This is a genomic window from Paenibacillus vini (assembly GCF_018403325.1).
Taxonomy (GTDB): Bacteria; Bacillota; Bacilli; order Paenibacillales; family Paenibacillaceae; genus Fontibacillus; species Fontibacillus vini.
In genome coordinates this window covers 67,350-87,588 of the sequence record NZ_BOSL01000013.1, presented here as the reverse complement: position 1 = coordinate 87,588, position 20,239 = coordinate 67,350, and the positions used below count along the sequence as shown (strand labels likewise).

General features: G+C 49.5%; 18 protein-coding genes and 1 other annotated feature. Of the genes, 4 read left to right on the top strand and 14 right to left on the bottom strand.

The genetic code is table 11. From position 1 onward, the window contains the following. Positions 1 to 34: 34 nt before the first annotated feature. From KJS57_RS18545 to KJS57_RS18525, 5 genes are all read right to left on the bottom strand, one after another. Positions 35 to 1,009 (bottom strand): metal ABC transporter solute-binding protein, Zn/Mn family, encoded by a 975-nt coding sequence (locus tag KJS57_RS18545; protein ID WP_244861619.1) that lies wholly within the window; start codon positions 1,007 to 1,009, stop codon positions 35 to 37. A gap of 372 nt (positions 1,010 to 1,381) precedes the next feature. Next, positions 1,382 to 1,771 carry a hypothetical protein gene (locus KJS57_RS18540; RefSeq protein ID WP_213655925.1) on the bottom strand — a complete coding sequence of 130 codons (390 nt, stop codon included), beginning with the start codon at positions 1,769 to 1,771 and terminating at the stop codon, positions 1,382 to 1,384. 155 nt (positions 1,772 to 1,926) lie between these two features. Beyond that, the gene (locus tag KJS57_RS18535) at positions 1,927 to 3,969 is read right to left on the bottom strand and encodes a peptidoglycan D,D-transpeptidase FtsI family protein (protein WP_213655924.1); all 2,043 of its coding nucleotides are present in this window, start codon (positions 3,967 to 3,969) and stop codon (positions 1,927 to 1,929) included. A 342-nt stretch (positions 3,970 to 4,311) separates the two neighbouring features. Next, positions 4,312 to 5,463: a transglutaminase domain-containing protein gene (locus KJS57_RS18530; protein WP_213655923.1), complete on the bottom strand. Its 1,152-nt coding sequence runs from the start codon at positions 5,461 to 5,463 to the stop codon at positions 4,312 to 4,314. A 48-nt stretch (positions 5,464 to 5,511) separates the two neighbouring features. After that, on the bottom strand, positions 5,512 to 5,952 hold the full coding sequence (locus tag KJS57_RS18525; RefSeq protein WP_213655992.1) for a hypothetical protein: 441 nt from the start codon (positions 5,950 to 5,952) through the stop codon (positions 5,512 to 5,514). 217 nt (positions 5,953 to 6,169) lie between these two features. Between KJS57_RS18525 and KJS57_RS18520 the strand changes: the two genes are divergently transcribed. Continuing rightward, entirely contained in the window at positions 6,170 to 7,318 is a 1,149-nt protein-coding gene (locus KJS57_RS18520) for an MFS transporter (RefSeq protein WP_213655922.1), read from the top strand. Positions 7,319 to 8,087: 769 nt separating this feature from the next. Further along, positions 8,088 to 8,435 carry a toprim domain-containing protein gene (locus KJS57_RS18515; RefSeq protein ID WP_211026020.1) on the top strand — a complete coding sequence of 116 codons (348 nt, stop codon included), beginning with the start codon at positions 8,088 to 8,090 and terminating at the stop codon, positions 8,433 to 8,435. Positions 8,436 to 8,457: 22 nt separating this feature from the next. Here KJS57_RS18515 and KJS57_RS18510 read toward each other — a convergent pair whose 3' ends face one another. The 3 genes from KJS57_RS18510 to trpS form a co-directional block, all read right to left on the bottom strand. After that, on the bottom strand, positions 8,458 to 9,057 hold the full coding sequence (locus KJS57_RS18510) for an SCO family protein (RefSeq protein ID WP_211025967.1): 600 nt from the start codon (positions 9,055 to 9,057) through the stop codon (positions 8,458 to 8,460). Positions 9,058 to 9,070: 13 nt separating this feature from the next. Then, positions 9,071 to 10,012, bottom strand: coding sequence for a heme o synthase (cyoE, locus tag KJS57_RS18505; RefSeq protein ID WP_211025965.1), 942 nt, complete (start codon positions 10,010 to 10,012; stop codon positions 9,071 to 9,073). Positions 10,013 to 10,288: 276 nt separating this feature from the next. Continuing rightward, the gene (gene trpS / locus KJS57_RS18500) at positions 10,289 to 11,272 is read right to left on the bottom strand and encodes a tryptophan--tRNA ligase (RefSeq protein ID WP_213655921.1); all 984 of its coding nucleotides are present in this window, start codon (positions 11,270 to 11,272) and stop codon (positions 10,289 to 10,291) included. A 69-nt stretch (positions 11,273 to 11,341) separates the two neighbouring features. Next, positions 11,342 to 11,598 (bottom strand) — a binding site (T-box leader). A 139-nt stretch (positions 11,599 to 11,737) separates the two neighbouring features. Between trpS and KJS57_RS18495 the strand changes: the two genes are divergently transcribed. Then, positions 11,738 to 12,715, top strand: coding sequence for an aldose 1-epimerase (locus KJS57_RS18495; RefSeq protein ID WP_213655920.1), 978 nt, complete (start codon positions 11,738 to 11,740; stop codon positions 12,713 to 12,715). A gap of 162 nt (positions 12,716 to 12,877) precedes the next feature. After that, a complete protein-coding gene (locus KJS57_RS18490) occupies positions 12,878 to 13,114 on the top strand; it encodes an alpha/beta-type small acid-soluble spore protein (RefSeq protein WP_211025960.1) in 237 nt (78 codons plus the stop codon). Between the two features lie 88 nt (positions 13,115 to 13,202). On the opposite strand, the gene KJS57_RS18485 is transcribed toward KJS57_RS18490, so the two are convergent. The 6 genes from KJS57_RS18485 to KJS57_RS18460 form a co-directional block, all read right to left on the bottom strand. Then, positions 13,203 to 13,622, bottom strand: a complete 420-nt coding sequence (locus KJS57_RS18485) for an O-methyltransferase (RefSeq protein WP_213655919.1) — start codon at positions 13,620 to 13,622, stop codon at positions 13,203 to 13,205. A gap of 196 nt (positions 13,623 to 13,818) precedes the next feature. Continuing rightward, positions 13,819 to 14,898, bottom strand: a complete 1,080-nt coding sequence (locus tag KJS57_RS18480; protein ID WP_213655918.1) for an NAD(P)/FAD-dependent oxidoreductase — start codon at positions 14,896 to 14,898, stop codon at positions 13,819 to 13,821. Positions 14,899 to 15,081: 183 nt separating this feature from the next. Further along, a complete protein-coding gene (locus KJS57_RS18475) occupies positions 15,082 to 15,939 on the bottom strand; it encodes a MurR/RpiR family transcriptional regulator (RefSeq protein ID WP_213655917.1) in 858 nt (285 codons plus the stop codon). Between the two features lie 69 nt (positions 15,940 to 16,008). Next, positions 16,009 to 16,716: a hypothetical protein gene (locus tag KJS57_RS18470; protein WP_213655916.1), complete on the bottom strand. Its 708-nt coding sequence runs from the start codon at positions 16,714 to 16,716 to the stop codon at positions 16,009 to 16,011. Between the two features lie 28 nt (positions 16,717 to 16,744). After that, the gene (locus tag KJS57_RS18465) at positions 16,745 to 18,886 is read right to left on the bottom strand and encodes a hydantoinase/oxoprolinase family protein (RefSeq protein ID WP_213655915.1); all 2,142 of its coding nucleotides are present in this window, start codon (positions 18,884 to 18,886) and stop codon (positions 16,745 to 16,747) included. A 44-nt stretch (positions 18,887 to 18,930) separates the two neighbouring features. After that, positions 18,931 to 20,229, bottom strand: a complete 1,299-nt coding sequence (locus KJS57_RS18460; protein WP_213655914.1) for a citrate transporter — start codon at positions 20,227 to 20,229, stop codon at positions 18,931 to 18,933. Positions 20,230 to 20,239 lie beyond the last annotated feature (10 nt).

Below are 20,239 nucleotides of genomic sequence, written 5' to 3'. Positions count from 1 at the left end.
CTCCTTTTTCCGGGCTAAGCTTCACCCAGTCCTTTTATTTCAACGCTGCAGCAATGGTGTTCACGTTATGACGGAGCATTTTGATATAAGTGTCCGCATCCGAACCCGGCTCTCCCATAGAGTCGGAGAACAATTCGCCGCCGATTTTGACGTCATGCCCCATTTCCTTCGCTCCGGCAATGACCGCCTCCATCGATTTCGTAGGAATGCTCGATTCTACAAATACCGCCTTGATTTGGTTCTCTACGAGAAAGTCACGTAACTTGCTCACATCCTTCGAACCGTACTCGGAAGCTGTACTGATTCCCTGAAGCCCCATCACCCGGATACCATATGCGTCTCCAAAATATCCGAATGCATCATGGGCCGTTACCAGCACGCGTCCGGCTTCCGGAATTTCGGCGATTCGTTCCCTGACCTCGGCATCAAGCGCATTAAGTTCCGCTATATATGCTTCTGCATTCTGCTTATATACCGCAGCATGATCCGGATCATATTCAACCAGCGTATCCCGGATCGTCTCGGCAGCCGATACCCAGTGCTTCACATTGAACCAAATGTGAGGATCGTATTGCGAACCGCCGGCATCCTTGCCTGAACGCAGCACGGAGGGATCGATATTCTTCGAAACGGCAACCGTCGGTTTACGCTGTTCCAGCTTCTCGAAGATTTCCTGCATCTTTCCCTCCAAATGAAGTCCGCCGTACAAAATCATATCCGCATCGTCCAGTTTCTGAATATCGCCTTGGGAAGCTTTATAAAGATGGGGGTCCACGCCAGGTCCCATCAGGCCTTGCACTTTCACCTCTTCGCCGCCGATTTCCTGAACTACATCCGTAATCATGCCGATCGTCGTCACGATGTGAATAGGGCCCTCGCCTTCCGCACGTTGCTGATGACCAGGCTCTCCCTCCACTTTGGAGCAAGCCGCAATCACGATAAAGGCCAGTATGCTCAGCGTCATTTTTGCCCGCTGCAGCGGGCTTTTCTTTACCTTCAACTCATCCACTTTGATCTCTCCTCCCGCATGTCACTTTCACCGGTTATTTGTTGTACAAGTAAACACTTGTTTCCCATAAGCTTAATTTTTAGTCATATATAAAAATGTTTCTCTAAGGCAAATTCTAAGGTATAAACATACAAAAAAGCAAGAGAAATTCTTCTTTTTTTTAGTGAAGTGAAATCCTCAATGGATATACCCCTGCCCAATTGTGATAGGTTAGAGGTCATTTTTAATATACTAAACTATAAAGTAATTGGAATCCGTGGAACAAAAAAACAAGAGCACTTTAGCGTGAATGCCTCAGTGATCTTGTTTAATATGAATAAAGAGATATAAAAAGTTATATTAGTAAAAGGGCAATTATTCCTTTTTAGAAAATTATCTTTCTTTTATAGAAGCTGTAACAGATGCATCAGAAGCAGCAAAAATGCTTACATCTGCCTGCAGAATATAGGTTGCGTTCTTATCAAGCCATACATCTGTAGATTGGGTTTTATTGTTGTAACTAACATCAAAGTAAGCAATTTCCTCACCGGTGTCTACACCGGTTTTTTTAATCAATACGCCATCCCCTCCATAACCATCTCCTTTACCGCCGGAATACGTAACTGTGAATTTCATGTATTTCCCTGAGCCCGTTATTGTTATTGACTTAGCTGCATTATCTTTACGAGTAGAGGTTACGCTACCTGTGGTAGCTGCAAAAACACTTGTGGCAAAGGAAAACAGGAATACGAGCGACAACATAGCAATAGACAGTTTCTTCATTTTTCTAATCCTCCCATATTTTAATATATTCACACTATCATTATACCTCTTAATTCCATTTTTTCAATATATTATTTTATTTAATATTAAACAAATAAAAAACACCGTTCGTACCGGACACTTAAACCTCAGTACAAACAAGTGTTTTAAATTAATCATTCGTTCGCCAAATTCTTTTGGGTTTTCTTCGGTACTCCATCCAACCCATACTCTTGATCATAAGCATCGAAGATTTTGCGTGCCACTGGCGCGGCACTCCAACCGCCAAAGCCGCCTTCTGGAATAATAACCGCCACAGCAAGCTTCGGGTTCTCGCGAGGTGCAAAAGCGATAAATACGCCGTTATCTCTATTTTTCCCTTTAGCATACTGCTCTGAGGTTCCTGTTTTCCGGGCAAAATCATACGGGAAGCCTTTAAATGCCGAGCTAACATCCGTCTTCATCCCGCTGATAACTTCTTTCCAATAGGCTTCCTTAAAATTAACCTCATTAAGCACCGTAGGTTTAAATTCTTCGATGATGTTGCCGTTCTCGTCCGTGATTTTGCTGACGAGATGCGGTTGCATCCGTTTGCCATGAGTTGCCAGCGTAGCTGTGTACTGAGCTAACTGCATCGCTGTATATCCTCCGTTCTGACCGAAGGAAGAGTATACCAACCGGGATAACGCTGTTTCGGACTCCTCATTGTAGCCTAATGTGCCAAGGAATTCCCTCGGCAAATCTACACCTGTAGATACTCCGAGGCCAAACTGCTTCATGTACTTATCCCATACCCCTATGCCATCTGCCTTATACTTGTTATATAGTCTTTCGCCCACCATTTTGACCATGAACGTGTTGGACGAGTGAAGAATCGCCCCGGACGGATCCAATTGTCCATAAGCACGGCTACCCGAGTTACGTACACTTGATGAATCGTTTCTGCCGAAGTAAGCGATACCCCTGTCATTATAATGTGTGGTTGTCGTAAACAGATTTTCATTAAGTCCGATCAAGACAGATAAAGGTTTAATAGTTGAACCAAGCAATACGTTCGAACCAAAACCATGTCCCGATTGGCCCGAGCTATAGGGGGTAATCGTCCCATTCTGATAATTCGAATTAATTTTATCCCAATCTTCCGGATCAATCCCGCCACTTTGCCACACGTTTGTATCATAATCAGGCATACTGGCCATGGCCACTACATTGCCAGTATCGACTTCCATCGCTACAGCATAACCGGTTTTGGCATTAGGATGGGTTTCACCGGATACTGGATTTTTATGAACCCAATCAATTTGATCCAAAATTGCTTGCTCTGCGATTAATTGAATATTTTTGTTAATCGTTGTGTGCAAGTCATATCCCTTTACCGGCGGAGTCACTTCCGGGATACCTGTTGCCATGTTGCGGGGATCGATCGGCACGCTTTTGTATCCGTTTTTCCCACGAAGTTGTTCCTGATAATAAAGTTCCAGCCCATCATAACCGACGAGTTCTGTTTCTGTATATTGCAGTGCCGGGTCCGTTTCTTTTTGCTCCCGAATATCACTATAGTACTTGAGGTCGGAAGCCTTGGTAGTTGACGCATTGGAGAACTTTTTCATATACCCGACCGTTTGCACCGCCACCGTATCCTTATCATAGTGACGAATGCTTTCCTCAACAACCTCGATGCCCGGGAACTGATCCTTGCGCTCGAGGAAATAAGCTATTTCCTCTTTCGTCAAACCAATCTTGAGTCTACGAGCACTAAAGCCACCGCTTTGTCGGTAGTCCAAATCCATCGCCTTGACGATATCTTCCTTGGACATTTTCTCTGCATTCGGGTCACCATATTTATCAAAAACCTCTTTCAACTTATCGGCCAAGACCAACGCTTCCGGACGATTTTCTTTCCCTCGGTCAGTCGTGCTGCTGTAATCCTTCTGTAAGGTGATATACAGCGACTGTACCGGCGTAGAGTAAGCCAGCTTCTCTCCCCCGTCCGCGAAAATGGTTCCCCGGATCGGCGATAAAGGCACGTCTTTTACTCTCATGGCCGTCTCTTGCTTGGACAGGCTAGGTCCTTCTACAAACTGGAGAATGGCAAGACGAACGATAATAACCGTAAAAATAGCAAATGCGCTGAAAAAGAACATATTCAGGCGGATATTAAAATGACGTTGCATCGCGGCTTCCTGTTCGCGCGGGTCGTCGGAATATACACTTTTCATTTCCGTTTCTCCTTATTCCATTGATTCATCCCTTATAGAGGTTGTTCAAAAAGTCATCTTTCCACGACGAAGCAGATCATGAAGCGGATTCGACGTCGAATCTTGAATTCAGCCGGGCCTTCCGTTGCTCACGTACTAAAGCGTACGCTCCGCTACTCAGTCCCTATCTTCATCCAACCTTCTTGGTCCTGCAAACCTGACTTTTTGAACTCGCACTTATATATTAACATAACGAAAAAGGGCATGGCGAAGTTACAGCGGTTCCCAGTTTTTTCGCTCATAAAAACTCCAGCTATTTCACGGCCTTTCCCAGGAAATAACTGGAGCTTTATCGTTAAGACGCTATACGATCTTATCGGGGATATGCGTCTCGTTAAAAGCGGGCGGGTTGAACCAATTACCGCTCCCGGCCCAGGTCGAATCGAGAGGAATCCATTGCTCCTTCTCGGATAAGTACACCTCGTTCCAGGCATGCGGGCCGTATCCTCCCCGGCCGTCGTAGCCGAGTCCGGTAACCACTTTGACCTGCAGACCTTGAGAACGGGCCATTACGGCATATAGACGTGAATAATCGATACATACGCCGCGCTTGGAATCATACGTCATTTGCGGCGTTTGCTCACGCCAATTCCCGTTTTTCTCGTAGTCCTCGACCTTATCATAATCGTAGGTCACCCTTGAGCCGACCCAGTCATAGAGTAGGCGTGCTTTTTCCTCGTCGCTTTGGGCCCCTTCGGTGATTTTGGCCGCGGCCTGTCCGATATCCCGTGGAATGTCGGCGTCGATTACTTCGTATCTTCGCTGCAGTATCCCGTTCAGCTCTTCTTCGACACCGCGGGTAAACACCGGAAGCTTTTCTTTGATCAAATTGCCGGACAGCGGTTCAATTACGCTGCGGGCTCCCTGCTGATAAACGGGGGAAGCTTCCACATAGCGGCTGAACCCGCTGTCCGGAAACAGCGTCACCGAAATGAATAATACGGCGATGACGAACAGGCATCTTGCCGCACCGATCACCGCGCCGATTCCCGCTCCGGCCAACCGGCTGAGCAGCGTTGCGGGACGCTCTCCTCCAAAGACCAAGCGCCCCAGCCAGGAGCTGCCACCGAAGGCAAAGGCGGATACGAGGCCAAGCACGGTGCGAATCAGCCAATAGCTTAGCATGAACACCACGGCAACTCGCATCAGCGGGAAATCACGGATCGCCGTAAGCAGCGTGTAATAGATCTGCTCCCATTTGTTCAAATCACGCTCCGGCAGCGTGACCCCGGATAACCAGCTCTGTACCAGCGGTGCCAGCCATAACGTTAGCGGTATAGACGCCAGTATTCCCAACACCGACAGCACGCCTCCGCTCAGCAAAGACACCAATCTTCCGGCGCTGCGCGAGGCGCCTCGCAGTAAACCTTGCAGTATTGAGAACAGCAGGATGAACAACAACAAGGCGGTAACCCAGTTGAAGTCTCCCAAGCTATGCAACCAACTCTCCGTCATCGTCAACCTCCGTTCTGGATGTCCTGTTTCTTCTTCATCAAGAGGATCTTATTGAGAGTTCCGTTTCGCTTCTTGGATAAAAGCTTCCAGCGTATCGCTTACTTTCCATTCGCCCAAGGAAACGCCGTGAAACATCACTTTAACTTTGTCTGCGCCTTCCGAACCGCTGACCTCCAAGTTCGGGGTCGTAATGGTGAACGTACCGTCCGGATTCCGGTTCAGCTTCGCTTCGCTAGCTTCCTTTTTCATCATATTCAATGCTTCGGTTTTGCTGATATCCACCGCCTGCTCTTTAACCGCTCCCACCGCGTCGCCGATATCCTTCAGGGAAATTCCGCTGTATACGATGATAAATGCGGCGATGACCAAAACAAGCGCCCATTTCACAACCGTCTTCACCAAATTTAAAATCAGGAACAGTACGACCAGAGCTATAACAATAACCAGCCAGTTCTGTTTCAGAAATTCAGTCCAGACTTGCAAATTCAAATCCAACATGACCCACGCTCCCAAAGTTCTTTAATATCAGTTCAGGCACGCATGCCTGCATGCTTTATACATTATACATGATGGCCCAGTCCAATGTCAGCTTAACCCCGTTTTTCCGCAAAAACCAAGAAATAGGACGAATCCCTCAATCCGGTAATAAGTTCGTCCTTGGAAACGTACAAGTAGATCATAAGAACTTTCCAGGGAGGCACAAGGAATGAAAATGGCATTTTGGCTTTATTTCTTTATGTTTCTCGCTTTTTTCGATCTGCACGCCCAGTATCCCATCCTGACGCCGTTTGCTTTATCGCTTGGTGCGGCTCCGACTTTCATCGGCTGGATGATGGGCATTTATGCCCTGACGCACTTGCCGGGCAATCTTCTGGCCGGTCAGGGCGTTGACCGGCACGGAAGCCGGGGCTACATGATTTTCAGCCTGATCGGAGCCGGCTGTATTCTGCTGCTGCAGGCGCATGTTACTATGCCTTGGCAACTCCTGGCGCTCCGGTCGATCAGCGGTTTCGTGCTGGCCTTCTTATCCCCGGCATGTCTCGCGATGCTCGCTTCCCTGTCCAAAAACTCGGTCCAGCAAGGAAAACTGATGGCCGGACACGGAGTCGTGCATACGCTCGCCTCGGTCGTCTCCCCGGCCGCCGGCGCATTTTTGGTTGCCCGGACCGGTTACTCGCTCACCTTTCAATCCTTAGGCTGGCTCTTGATTGTCACGGGCATCATCGCCATATTCACAATTCATGAGCCGAAGAAGGAGAGGTTGACCCCCTCTTTAAACGCAAAGCATATTCCCGTCAAAATCAACATCATCCCTTTGCGCTACTATGTGCTTCCGCTAGCCGTATCCTGCTCCCAGGGGATTCTCTTCTTCGAGCTGCCGCTGCAAGCCGGAGGTACGTCGGGTATTTTGCATACCGGCCTGTATTTCTCGATCATCAGCCTCGGGGCGCTCGTCACTTTGTCCATGCTCTTCCTGAATCGCTATAGCCCGTATAACCGGGTACTGCTGGGTATTTTCGGCATTGCTCTGTCCTTTTTCGCTTTGGCGGCGCTGGATTTCATTCCACTCCCCGTGTCGCTCTTTGCCCTTGGAATGGCCAAAGGGATTACCTTCCCCGCGATGGCCTCCATGTTCATCGACCTTAGCGGCGGCAAGCGGCTGGGAACCGTATTTTCAGTGCAATCCATAGCCATGTCCATCGGCTCGTTCATCGGACCGATCACGGCGGGCATGCTTCACGAGACCCATTCGCCATATTTTTTCGCATTTCTTCTGCTGATGGTCGTCCTGATGTTTACCCCGCCCACGAAACGGCGGGATACACCGGCCCCTCCAGCTATCATTGGAACCTGACAGAACGTCTCAAAAGTTCTTACTTACCTTAACCGGAATAGTTGACTTGCCTTGTAAACAGTTTGTTTTTTGGCTTCCGAAATTTGGCTGTGGCAGAGTGGGTAAGGCAGGCAGGGCGGCCCACTGAGAAATAACTGGATTTTCTACAGTTATTTCCCCACAAAAATTTCTTTTAGATAAATTAGATGTAAAACCTCCCTCTATTTTCGCCGATCATGCCGGATTCGGGCCTTAAAGAACAAATTAACTGTAGTTTTTCCAGTTAATTTCGATTATCCGGCAGATTGGGGGAAATTAACTGTAGGTTCTCCAGTTAATTTGTTGGGAGTATGCACCGTCCTCTGTCCATAGGTCCGAGCCCACCTCATCTAGAGCATTAGGGGTCCACTGCTGCCCGAATAATTTTTCACCCATAGGCTGGCACACAGAGCACGGGCCATTGTGCCACATAGTATATCGTGTAGTAACCGATCGAAATGAAAGTGGGGTGAACCTATGGGCTACGTTAATCCTTGCGGACCAGGACCGGGGGTAGGAGGCATATGGACATCGACAGGAGCCATCCTCGTTCTGTACATTTTGCTTGTCATCATTCTCCGCTCTCCTTTCTTCTACTAATAAGAAAACAGAGCACGGAGCTGTCTGACGTAGTCGCTGGCTACGGAGGGCAGCTTTGTTATTTTTGCATGATAAACCACACGGGGTATAAACTAAGTAGGTGCCTCCTTCTATGGACGCATGCATTAGACAGATAAGGCAGGTGATCACGTTGTCCATCAGCATCATCGTAGAAGGCAAAAACGACCGCAGCAAACTAAGGCGGCTTCTGAACGGGGAAGTGCGAATTCATTGTACCTTCGGGACGCTCAACTCGCAAAAACTGGAGTCTCTGCGCAAGAACGTTAAGGGGGACGAGCTATATCTGTTCCTTGATAATGATCCTTCAGGCAAAAGAATCCGCGGTGTGCTGAGAGACACTTTTCCGGATGCCGAGCAGATCTATACCCGCCGGGGTTATGCAGGCGTAGAAGGCACCCCGGACGAATACGTTATCGCGCAATTGGAAAAGGCCGGCCTGGAGGAATTTATTGTTTATCCCCCGGCCAGCCCTTTTTGATTGATGATCACACTAAATTAATTTATTCCTTAGCCAAATCGGCTACCGCCTTCGCAATTTCGTCGGCCGTTACTTCCGGCCGGTAAATTTCCCGCAGGTTTCCGTCCCGATCGACCAGACCGATCAAATCCATATGGACGAAATTGCCGTCCCGGTCCTGGTTAATGAGAATTTTAAACGAGTTCATCGCCAAATCCATAATTTTTTGCTGGTCCCCCCGCAAGAAATACCAGCCCGAATAATCGGCTTTAAACTTATCTCCGAAGGCCTTGATTTTCTCTCGCGTATCTCTCTCCGGATCAAAGGAGATCGAAACAATGGAGGCGTCTTTGGCAAACAACCCCTTTTCTTTCAGCACATCCTGCACTTGGCTTAACCGGAACGTAGTCACCGGGCATACGTCCGGGCAACTGGAGAAGAAGAAATAGAAAAGTCGAACCTTACCGTTCGTATCCTCCAAGGTTACGTTTTTTCCGTCCACATTTTCCAAGTTGAAGCTTTCCACCGGGCGGATGACCGGCAGCTTTGGCTTGGCAAAAGAATCCCATAATAGATACCCCGCCAAGACTACGCAGATCGCCAGCAAAATCCATGTCCATTTGTACTTTTTCAAAAGGGTCATGACGTCTCCTCCATTACAACCATACCGTATCCAAAATCATCACGATCAAAGCGATCGTCAAATAGTTGACCGAGAACAGAAATACCTTTTTGGCCCAACCTTCATCGTCAGTTGAACGAAATCCTTTGAGCGCCATGAAAAGCCAAGCTACGGACAGGATTTCTCCGATAATAAGAAACCAGATCCCCGTATAATCATAAAGATACATTAATACCGGAATCGGAATCAGTAACACGATATACGGAATCATTTGTATTTTCGTTCTAGGAATGCCTTTAACTACAGGCAGCAGCGGGAAGCCCGCAGCACGGTATTCCTCGACGCGCCGGATGCCGAGCGCCCAGAAATGGGGAGGCTGCCACAGAAATAACAGGGCGAAAATGAGCCAAGCTCCCATATCGATATTTCCCGAAGCGGCGACGTATCCGATCAATGGAGGCATCGCTCCGGAAATCGCACCGACCGACGTGCTCCAGGTGGAAGTACGCTTCAGCCAAAGCGTGTAAACAACGACGTAAACAAACATGCCGACAACCCCGAAGGCCCCGGCAAGCAGCCCTGAAAAGGCGAATAGTACGGCCAAGCCGATAATGCCCAAAGCAACGGCATACCAGAGAACGGTCTTCGGCGATAGCTTGCCCACCGGTAACGCACGGTTCTTGGTGCGGGCCATTTTAGTGTCCAGATCCCGGTCAAAGTAGTTATTGAAGACACAGGAGGACGCCATAACCAACACAGTCCCGATCAGCGTTAAAATAAGTTTTCCATATTGAAGGTCCCAATGGGAAGCCAGCCAAAACCCGGCGAATGCCGCGATCAAGTTGGAGCGGAGAATTCCCGGCTTCGTCAACGCAACAAAATCTTTCCAAGTTGCCGATTCCCCCGGGGGCGAAGGTCTTACAGAGGACAGCGTCGCCGATTCCGCAGGAGAATGGTAACTGAATTGTTTATCCACTTTTGATTGTGCCTCCTAATTTATGAGATAGAGGTTCCGTATATATAAACCACAGAAAATTCAATGATTTTCAGCCCTTGCTATAAACTTTATCATATCAAAATGCGAAAGTGTTTGACAATCATTTGATCATTGGTGTTTATTATGACAATTCAGTGACATCTATATATTGATTTAGCTATATAAGTTGAAAAATGGATAGCAAGTAAAAAATCCGGACAAATTGTCTGCCCGGATTCTCTTGATGTCACACTTCACGTCTCGCAAATTGATTTCTTATTCCGGCAAGAAGCCCATTACGTTCTGCACATCGCGCAGCGTCTTCTCCGCCATTTCCGAGGCTCTCTCCGCTCCTTGGCGGAGAATATCGCGGATCTCCCCGGACTCCCGGATTTCCCGGTAACGCTGCTGGATCGGTTCCAGCGTTCCGACCACAACTTCGGCCAGGTCCTTCTTGAACGGACCGTACATCTGCCCTTCGTACCGCTGTTCCACTTCGGCAACCGACAACCCGGAGCATTGACTGTAAATGGTGATCAGATTGCTGACCTCCGGCTTATTGGCGGGATCGAACTTCACTTCACGCCCGGAATCGGTCGTAGCGCGGCTGATCTTCTTACGGATGTCGGCAGGAGAATCAAGCAGGTAAATCGCGCTCCCCGCATTCGGGTTGCTCTTGCTCATTTTGTTCGACGCATCGTCCAGCGACATGATCCGAGCCCCCACCTTTGGAATGTAAGGTTCGGGAATAGTGAAGTATTCGCCGAAGCGGTGATTAAAGCGTCCAGCCAAATCCCGGGTCAATTCCAAATGCTGCTTCTGATCTTCTCCAACGGGAACCAAATCCGCATTATAGATCAAAATATCGGCAGCCATCAGAGCCGGATACACGAACAGGCCTGCTCCGACAGATTCCTTACCGGCTGCTTTATCCTTGAACTGGGTCATCCGCTCAAGCTCGCCCATCGAGGTCAGGGTAGTCAGAATCCATCCGAGTTGGGAATGCTGGCGCACATGAGACTGCATGTACACATTCGCCTTATTCGGATCGATTCCCGCCGCTACGAACAGAGCTGCCACCGCTTCCGATTGCTCGCGCAAGTCGGCAGGATCTTGTGATACTGTAATTGCGTGAAGATCAACGACCATGAAGTTGCAAGTATAATCATCCTGCAAGGTCACGAAATTTTTCAAGGCTCCAATATAGTTGCCTAACGTAATTTTACCGCTAGGCTGGATGCCGGAAAGTACTCTTTTCATCTAAATCAGCCTCCAAGAAATATAGTGTAAGGTCAGGGTTTACAGAAAAAACAAAAAGGCCCCACATCCTCAAGGGACGTGAGACCGTGGTGCCACCCTTATTCACCGGGAAAATAACTTCATGACATAAATCGTCATCAGGCTCCCGGCCTTATCTTCCGTAACGTGGAATCAGACGGCCGGCATACTGCGTAAGGAAGAATCCTTTCCGGTTCTGCACGGCGCTCAAGGGTCCATTCGGCAAGGTTCTTCCTCCGGTTCGCATCAACCACCGGCTTTCTGCAGAAATGAAACTTTTGCTTACTTGTCCCTGTCATCGCATTACATTTATTCACCCATTAATATAAGCTCATCATATAGTTCTTCAAGCCGCCATGTCAAATCCATTTTTCGTCCCGGAAAAAAAGTGTTATTATAGTCTCAAGCTTAGGGTTACGATTATTATGTGGGAAAAGGAGCAACGATATGAAAAAAGTGACCAAAGGGCAATGGAATGGTTACGATACGTATATCTTACATAGCCGCGAACTTGAAGTCACACTGCTACCCCGCCTTGGCAATAATGTCATTAGCATATGGGATCATGCCCGGCAACGCGACGTTCTGCGCCGTCCGGAGGAAGACGATCTTGAGTTCTATCTGCAAAAGCCGTATCATTTCGGGGTTCCGCTGTTAATTCCCCCAGGCCGAATTCGCAGAGGGCATTTTACGTATGCCGGTCAGGAGTACCAATTCGACCAGAATACAGCAAATGACAATCACATCCATGGACTTCACCGCACTCAGGCATGGTGTGTCAGCGATATCGATGAGGACGAAGACGGTTGCGCGATTACCACGGAATTTATGACGAGTGATGATCCCAACTGGATGCGCCAATATCCGGTTCCTTTAAAACTGGAGATGACCCTTCGTTTACAGGGGTCTTCCTTGAAACAAACTTTTAAAATAAGTCATTTGGGCGACCAGCCCGCACCTTTTGGTTTAGGCCTTCACACCTGGTTCCTGCTTGACGGAGAGCCTGATCAATGGACTCTGAAGCTGCCGGTAGACAGCATCTATTCATCCGATGAAGAATTAATCACTACCGGGGAAACTGCTCCATTGGGAGAACTCGCGGCATTGAACGACGGATTGAATATGAAAGGCAGAAACTTTGATACGATGTTTAAAATAGGTCAGAATCCCGTTCTTGCCGAATTGATTCGCAGCGACGGATATGGGCTGCATTATTCCGCGGACCCGGCCTATTTCAAACACTGGGTTCTCTATACAAAAGGAGAAGCGGATCAATTCCTTTGCATCGAGCCTTACACCTGGCTGCCGGACGCTCCGAATTCCGGACTTCCGGATTCAGAAACCGGCCTGATCGATCTTCAGCCGGGGCAGACGCTGGAATTGAACGTAAACCTGGATATGATCTATCCTTCTGAAGAAGCTTAAAAGCATCTTATAATAAGGAGCCATCTCCCTAACGGGAAGTGGCTCCTTATTTGTTGCTGGGAGAAATGCAATAATTACCACTGCTATAGTTTGACGATAAGCCGAATATTTTGCGCTCCAGAAACCATACTAACATCACAAAGGCCAAAGGAGGTGACAAATATGGCAGGTCAAAACCAAGGCCGCGGTAGCCGCTCTAACAACCTTGTAGTTCCTCAAGCAACTGCTGCATTGCAACAGTTGAAATATGAGGCAGCTCAAGAATTGGGCGTGCAAATCCCGCAAGACGGTTACTATGGGAACTACACTTCCCGTGAAACCGGCTCCCTCGGGGGTTATATCACAAAACGTCTGGTACAATTGGCAGAGCAGCAATTGTCGGGTCGTTCGAACCTGTAATCGGTTTTCAGTTTCCCCCTATACCATATAGGGAGACAGGCGGTCTGCGCTAGCAGGTCGCCTGTCTTTTACATTATAAGTTCATAAATCAGGAAGATACGTCAGCATCTTGGTATGTATGAATATGATTCTTTCGCGGATAACGCTGAATCATCAGATTAGCCATGTTGTAATTGGATTCTAGGATGGCGTCAACGACAATCATGTCCTGCCTGATTGCAAAGTCATAGCTGATTTCCCCATGGGTCCAATATTTCTTGTATCTTAATGCTTCAATGGCCATCGTACGAAAAGAATGAAGCTGAGTTGCCGATAATCCGGCTTCCTCGTCCACCATGCGGCCGTTCCGGCCTGCGATCGGATGATGTCTAATCCCGAATTTTCCGATCCCGTTGTTTCGGATTTGGATGAATACGGTCCCCGATGTCATTCCGCCAAGCTCTGATTCCAACTCTTTAAAGACCATATCCACCTGTCTAGCGAGTGATAGCTGATCGGTATTCAGCATATTCACCCTCCCTTCCCGTGTAGTACCCTAGCACCTTAGGGCTTACGTCTCATTATAGGACATACTTATATATGCATCAACAATATACAACAAAAATGGTTATTTATTACTATGCAAAATATGACTTTACCCCCTTTCTCTTCTATAATTCAACATATTTTCCGTTCTTTCGACATGCGAAAATTATCCTTCCAAGTCACTTCCCTCCCCACCGCAAAAATCGGGAGATTATTTTCAACACATCCATCTGTGTAGTGAGCAGCTTCTCTCCCCAATACCCATTCATCTTTTTTACGAGCTTATCTTTTTGTGAATTATTCATCTTTTCATACCACTTGCGGAGAATCATCGAATTTTGGTAACTTTCACGTATTTCTTTTGTTGTTTCGATATAGGATCCAAGACCGCATAAGTCTTCCGCCGCATAAATTCCCGACAACATCGCAGGGAACTGGCCAAATCCAAACAAAGGCATAATCGTCCCAAGGCAATTACCCGTAAACAATGAATTTCCTATTCTGGGCTCATTGCACTGCCCGATCATGTAGTTGTTCACTTCAAAATGATCGGTTATCTTAAAATTTTGTCCTAAATCCGAGCATACACGTTCATAAAACAGCTTCCATTTCTCGTCGCCGCTGTCGGGCGTGGAATGCAACTCATCCGGGAAGGCAATCACGAGGTTAGCCTCTGTCTCCGAATAAGGAATCAAATATCCGTAGCCTTTCGGGGCGTAGCGGTCATCCAGCCAGCACATCACGCAGTAACGCGAAAAATCTCCTTCTACCGTTGCACCTTTAAGTGTGACTGTAAGATCAACCTCGAAATTTCTCATTTCGGATGCGTATTCCGCATCGCCTGTCGCCACGATGACATGAGTATAATCCCTTACCAGCTCTTCATAGGTATGCTCTGAATGATAATGAATGTTCGACTTGACCTGGCGGCCAAGCTGATTTTCGAAAGAGTTCTCATGTCGGCCGCGGATATTGCTGAAACCCAGGTGTCCGCTCAATTTCGCCTGTTCGTGCTCGGAGTGAATGATGAACTCGCCGATATGCCCTGTCGGGTGAAGATAGATTTGATATTGATCCGCCAAATAGGAGATCTCGTCACGAACCGGTCGCGAAAAAATCGTAAGCAGCACCTCTCCGTTGACGAATCGGTCCCCGATGCTTCCCCGCTTCTCGAAAATATCCGGATATATTCCCAACTGCTCCAGGCGAATAGCGCAGGCCAACCCTGATAACCCGGCCCCCATAATCGCTACCTTCATATTGGTCTCCTCCTAAATCTGTAACTAACTACCCCACTTCTTATTTTGTCCTCGACCTGCTTTGTCTAAGCATCAAGCAAGTTATAATAACTCGAAGCCGCGGTACGAATTAGCTCCTATTCAAGACAGATAACAAAAAGCGGCTAGCCTCCGTCGGCAAACCGCTTTTTTGGGAATTTTCTATCAATAATACTCCGTCACCGAAGGGCGACTGGAAATAATGCCCTCGCTGTCCAGCTTCTTCTTCAGATAGGATTTGTCCGAGGATATAAGCAGGCTCGTGACGGCATCCACTACAAATAAAAATGTAATGTGATTCGACATCATCGCACTGTTGCTGACCGACATTTTGTCCGGTACGATGATATTCGTTTCCGCGGCCTCGGTAACCGGCGAAGAATCATAACAGGTGATGGCCACCGTCTTCGCCTGATTCATCTGCGCCGTGGAAACCGCGTCGATGATTTCGGGCGTCGCGCCGGAACGGGTAAACGCGATGACGATGTCCTCCGCCGTAGCTTGGGACGCCGCGATTTTCATCGCCCTGCTGTCGTTGCTGGCCTCGGCGCTGATTCCGATCATCGTCAGACGGTTCTTCAAAGCCATAGCGGGCAAGAAGGAATCAAAAATGCCGAATATATGAATGCGTCTGGCCTTCTTCAGCATTTCCGCCACGTTCAGCAGCGCCTCCTCGGAAACCATAGCCGACGTATTGACGACCAGCTCGTTGTAATCGAGAGCCAGTCCATCGATCGGCGTGATTTCGCGGCGTTCTTTTTTCCGCGTCTGCATTTCCCGGTAGAATGTATCCTGGGCAATGGCGATCTTGAAATCGTTAAAGCCCTTGAAGCCGATCTTCTTGCAAAACCGGTTGATGCTCGTTTCCGATACGCCGATTTCATTGGCAAGCGCCGTAATCGTATGTTGGCTGATAAATTCGGAATTGTGAATCACAAATTGAGCGATCTGGTTTTCACCGTAAGTAAACTTTTGCTTAAGCGAAATGATCTTTGCAATCACCGCGGGTACTTGCGAAGCCATGATATGTCCTCCTGCATTTGCGAAAAAACGTCCTGTAAAAACGTTCTCACGCAATAAACGATTTACTTATTATAGCATATGGAGTCCATTCTCGCCCAAAATCATTTTCCACTTTTTCACATTTTCCGTAAACTGCTCCATTTTCATATGGCCTGTCTGCATCAAATAAATATTATCCAATAGGCTGGGTAAATAAGGCAAGCCGAGAAGACCTTTGCAGAAGGCGTGTGCTGCAATTTCGCTGCTCTGCAGAATCGTCGCCGTTCTGCGGAAGGGGCCGATTTTCAGGCACTCCACCGGCTCCAGCAGTTCATTCGTAAATTGCCCGCTGCGGTACTCCAGCAAGTGATAGTACTCATGTGCCAGATGGATGTCCACAATCCTGTCGAAGGTAACCGGACCAAGCGCTCCCTCCGCGGCCTCAGCCGCCATTTGAAGCTGGTGCATGGATTCCCGGTAAACGGTAATCTTCGGCACCTCCCCGCTCCAGTCCAACTGGGCCCGGAGCGCGACCTTGAAGGCTCCCGTACCCGCCGCGGCCGCCAAGTTAAACTTCACGCCCGCTTGATCGAGCAGCTCCCGGATATCCCGGCCTTTCAACCGGTCCGCGGCTTCCCTGCCCATGTCCAAGGAACGGGACAGATAATATCCGTACTTGTCGGGCGCGATTTTATGAAAAACCGGATCCCGCTCCAGCTCGGCCAAAGCCAGCACCTCATCGCTAAGCCCCAAACCGCGGATCTTGAAGACTTGTTCCTTATTTCGTACCCCCGTCATGGCTCCATCAGCTCCCTTCCGCTTCCGGTTATTGATACGCTACCGCAAGCCAAAATTCCTCTTCACCCAGCATTTCCGTCTCCATATCCAAAATGGACAACATTTGCTCCTTCGTCTGCATTCCGGTCAGATCGAGCATTTTTTCCCGGAAAAATAAGAATACCTTCGGAATTGTCGCATTTGCATCCGAATAAATCGTGTGGTCATCCAGGAAAGCCACAAAGGCATCATGCCGCTGCTTCTTGGCAAACTGACCGTAATGAACCCCGGCCTGCTTGAACCGGACCACGCCCTCCCTGTCTACCACGCTGACGGAAGTGCGCTTCTTCTTCAGCAAGCCGAAGAAGGATTTGCGAATTTCCTCGCTGGCGAACAAATGCCAGCGGCCGGTTTGGGCAGCCAGGACCATCGAATCGGGCGGCACGTCCACAGAGCTCGCCGCAATACTTCGCATTTCCTCTTCCGTCAAAGCCGCCTGTCCCAAATCCTTGGACCGGAGCTCGGTTGAACCGGTAGCGATCGCTCGCAAAATGTTCTTCTGATTATCGATCTCGATCATGATTTCAACGGTTTCTTCGCTCGCACCGGACTGAACGATCTTATCCATCACATCGCTGCGAATCCGCTTGATATCCGCTTCGATCGGGTTGATGACCGTCCGTTCGATCTGCTCCTTGACCATAGCCAGAGCTACCCCAATCGTCGAGATAAAGGGCGCATTCTTGGCGATCTGCCATTTCATTTGCTCTTTCTCGGCCATGGCAGGTATCAGGACGGCTCCGCTGCCGCCTCCGCCGACCAGAGTGACGAAAGAACGGTCGAGCTCGTACTCGGCAATCATTTCATTAACCGTCTTCATTGTCTTCTCGATGGCGATATCCATCACCTGGCGGGCTGCCGACTCTCCGGACATTCCCAGATGCGCGCCCAAAGCGTCCCACGCCAGTTCCGCACTTTGCTTCCCGGCGTACGCATAGTCCCCTTCCGGCACGTAGCCGAGCAGGTTAGCCGCTCCCGCCAGCGTAAAGGAAAACTCCCCGCCGCTCCCCCGGACAATGGCGTATTCGGCGGCGTCACCTTCGCGCGGACTGATGAACAGAACTTGCGCATCCTTCAATTCGCCCGGATCGGCGAAGCATTCATAGGCCTTCCCGGCAATATGGGCACTCCGCGGGCCGACGTCGACGATCTTGCCGCCTGACACGCGGATCATACTGCCGCCCGCTATGCCCAAGGTCCGGACATCCAGGGACTGCAGGTAGGTGCGGTGTCCCCCGACCTGCGCGTTTTGGATCATGACCTTGCCGTTTTTGATGACCGAAATATCCACGCTCGTTCCGCCGACTTCAAAAAAGATGCCGTCGGATATTTTCTCGTACATCAGCGCCCCCGCGACGCCGGCGGCCAGCCCCGAGAGCATCGTCAGGATCGGACGCTTGCGCACCTCGTCGATGCTCATAACCCCGCCGTCGCAGCGCATGATCATCAGCTGTGAGGTGATGTTCGCGTTCTTGACCGATTTCTCGGTCATATTGGCCGTCTCCATCATCTTGGGAATCAGACTGGCGTTGATTACTGCCGTCCTGGTCCGAGTCCGCAGGCCGTATAACTGGGAGATTTCATGTCCGCCGGTCGCGAACACGCCACGCCGGTTTGCCGCTTCGACGACGCGCAGTTCACTCGTCGGATCATCCACGCTGTAGGCTTCCGAAGCTACGATGACTTCGGCCCCTTGAGAAAGCAGATCCTCCAAGCCCTGCTCCACGGCTTCATCCTTCAAGTTTTTGGAGTCCTGGTACGTATGGTAGGTCTGCAGGTTTTTACCTGGCGCGAGTTCGATCTGTCCCGGATTGGACTCGCTGCGCGCGCTCAATCCGTCCATTCCCGCCCCCATGCCGAGGATGCCGACTCTGGCGACATCCCCTTCCAGCAGAGCGTTGGTCGCCTGCGTTGTCCCGTGGGCGATGAAAGCTACATCCTCCGGAGCAATGCCTTTACTCTCCAAGATGCTTTGCAAAATCTGCACAATTCCCTTCGCCACACCGTCCTCATCGTGATGGGTGGTCGGAATTTTCATTTTTTCGATGATCTCAAACGTTTCATTATCCAGCACGACCGCATCCGTAAACGTACCGCCGACATCAATGCCAACCCTTACTTTTCGACCCATTTCATATCTCCCTCCTATCTCTCTATATCCATGGCGTCTTTATTCTAAAAAACTACGAACGAGCCCCACACCATGGAGATCAACACGGCTGCAACCATCCAGGGCAGAGTCCGCTTCAAAATTTCGTTAATGTCACTCTTCGTAAAATCGGCCACCCAAACATTGTGGGAGTTGGTCGGATCGGAAACGGACTGCACATTGCTGACTACCCGAAGCGCCAGCATAGCAGCGATCGGCGTCATGCCCGCCCCTACGAACAGAGCGGCGATCCCGCTACCCAGGCCCCACACGTTAAGCGGACCGCGGTAAATTGCCAGCGGCGACAAAATCGTAAAGAACAGGATGTACATCCACGGGCTGTTCGGCAGCACCGATTCGATGACCGGCGAAATGATCGCCGTAACCTGAGGCGCCATAACCGCATTGACCAGCATACCGATCCCGATCATCAGCCCCAAGGCTCCGGCCACATCCTGAATTCCCTCCACCAGGGAGCTGGAAAGCACATGTACCGGACGTTTCGGCCAGGACAGCAGCAACGTGGCAACCGCACCGATGATGACGGCAGGCACGATGTCCATTTTAAAGGCAAAAACCATAATTACAGGAACCAATGGGCTGATCAGAGCGATGGTTGGCACTTTTCGACCTCCTTCAGGAGTCGGAGAAGTAGCCGGCATGGCCCATGCTTTGCGTCCGCGTCCATCGCGGCGGGCATAAAACACGATCATGATCATGCTGATTACGATAAGCGGTAAAGCGGCGATCAAAGTATAGTCAGCAACGGTGGAAACCGGCAGACCCATGACATCCACGTAAACCGCCCAGTTGGAAACGTTGAACAGTACCCCGACGCCTACGGAAGTCAGCAGAACGACGGAGGCAAGAAATTGACTAATTCCGGCGGTCAGCATAATCGGGATAATGATCGTCCCTACGAGAATAACCATTCCGAGACCGCTTGCCGCGGAAAAAATAACCGATGCCGTAACGAAGAACAATAGGGCGATCAGCACCGGTTTGTCGCCGGCCAGCTCGGCAGCTTTACGGATAATAGCCTTGGTAATCCCGACTTTATTCAAGATCTGGCCGAACCAGGCGCCGAAAATTAGCCCGGCTATCGCCGTAGACAGCCGCATGGAGCCTTGGGCAAGAATCGTCCCGCTAAGCGTGGCCGTATCGGGAGTACTGGAAGACCAAGGCACGCCCGCGATCAATGCAAACAGAATCGCCATACATGGCAGCGCCAGAATCGTCGGCAGCTTCCGGGTCATCATCAGCGCCGAAAAGACAAGAAATACGACTAAAATGCCAATTGCCTGTACCCACATCATTGAACTCATGGTTCAATCC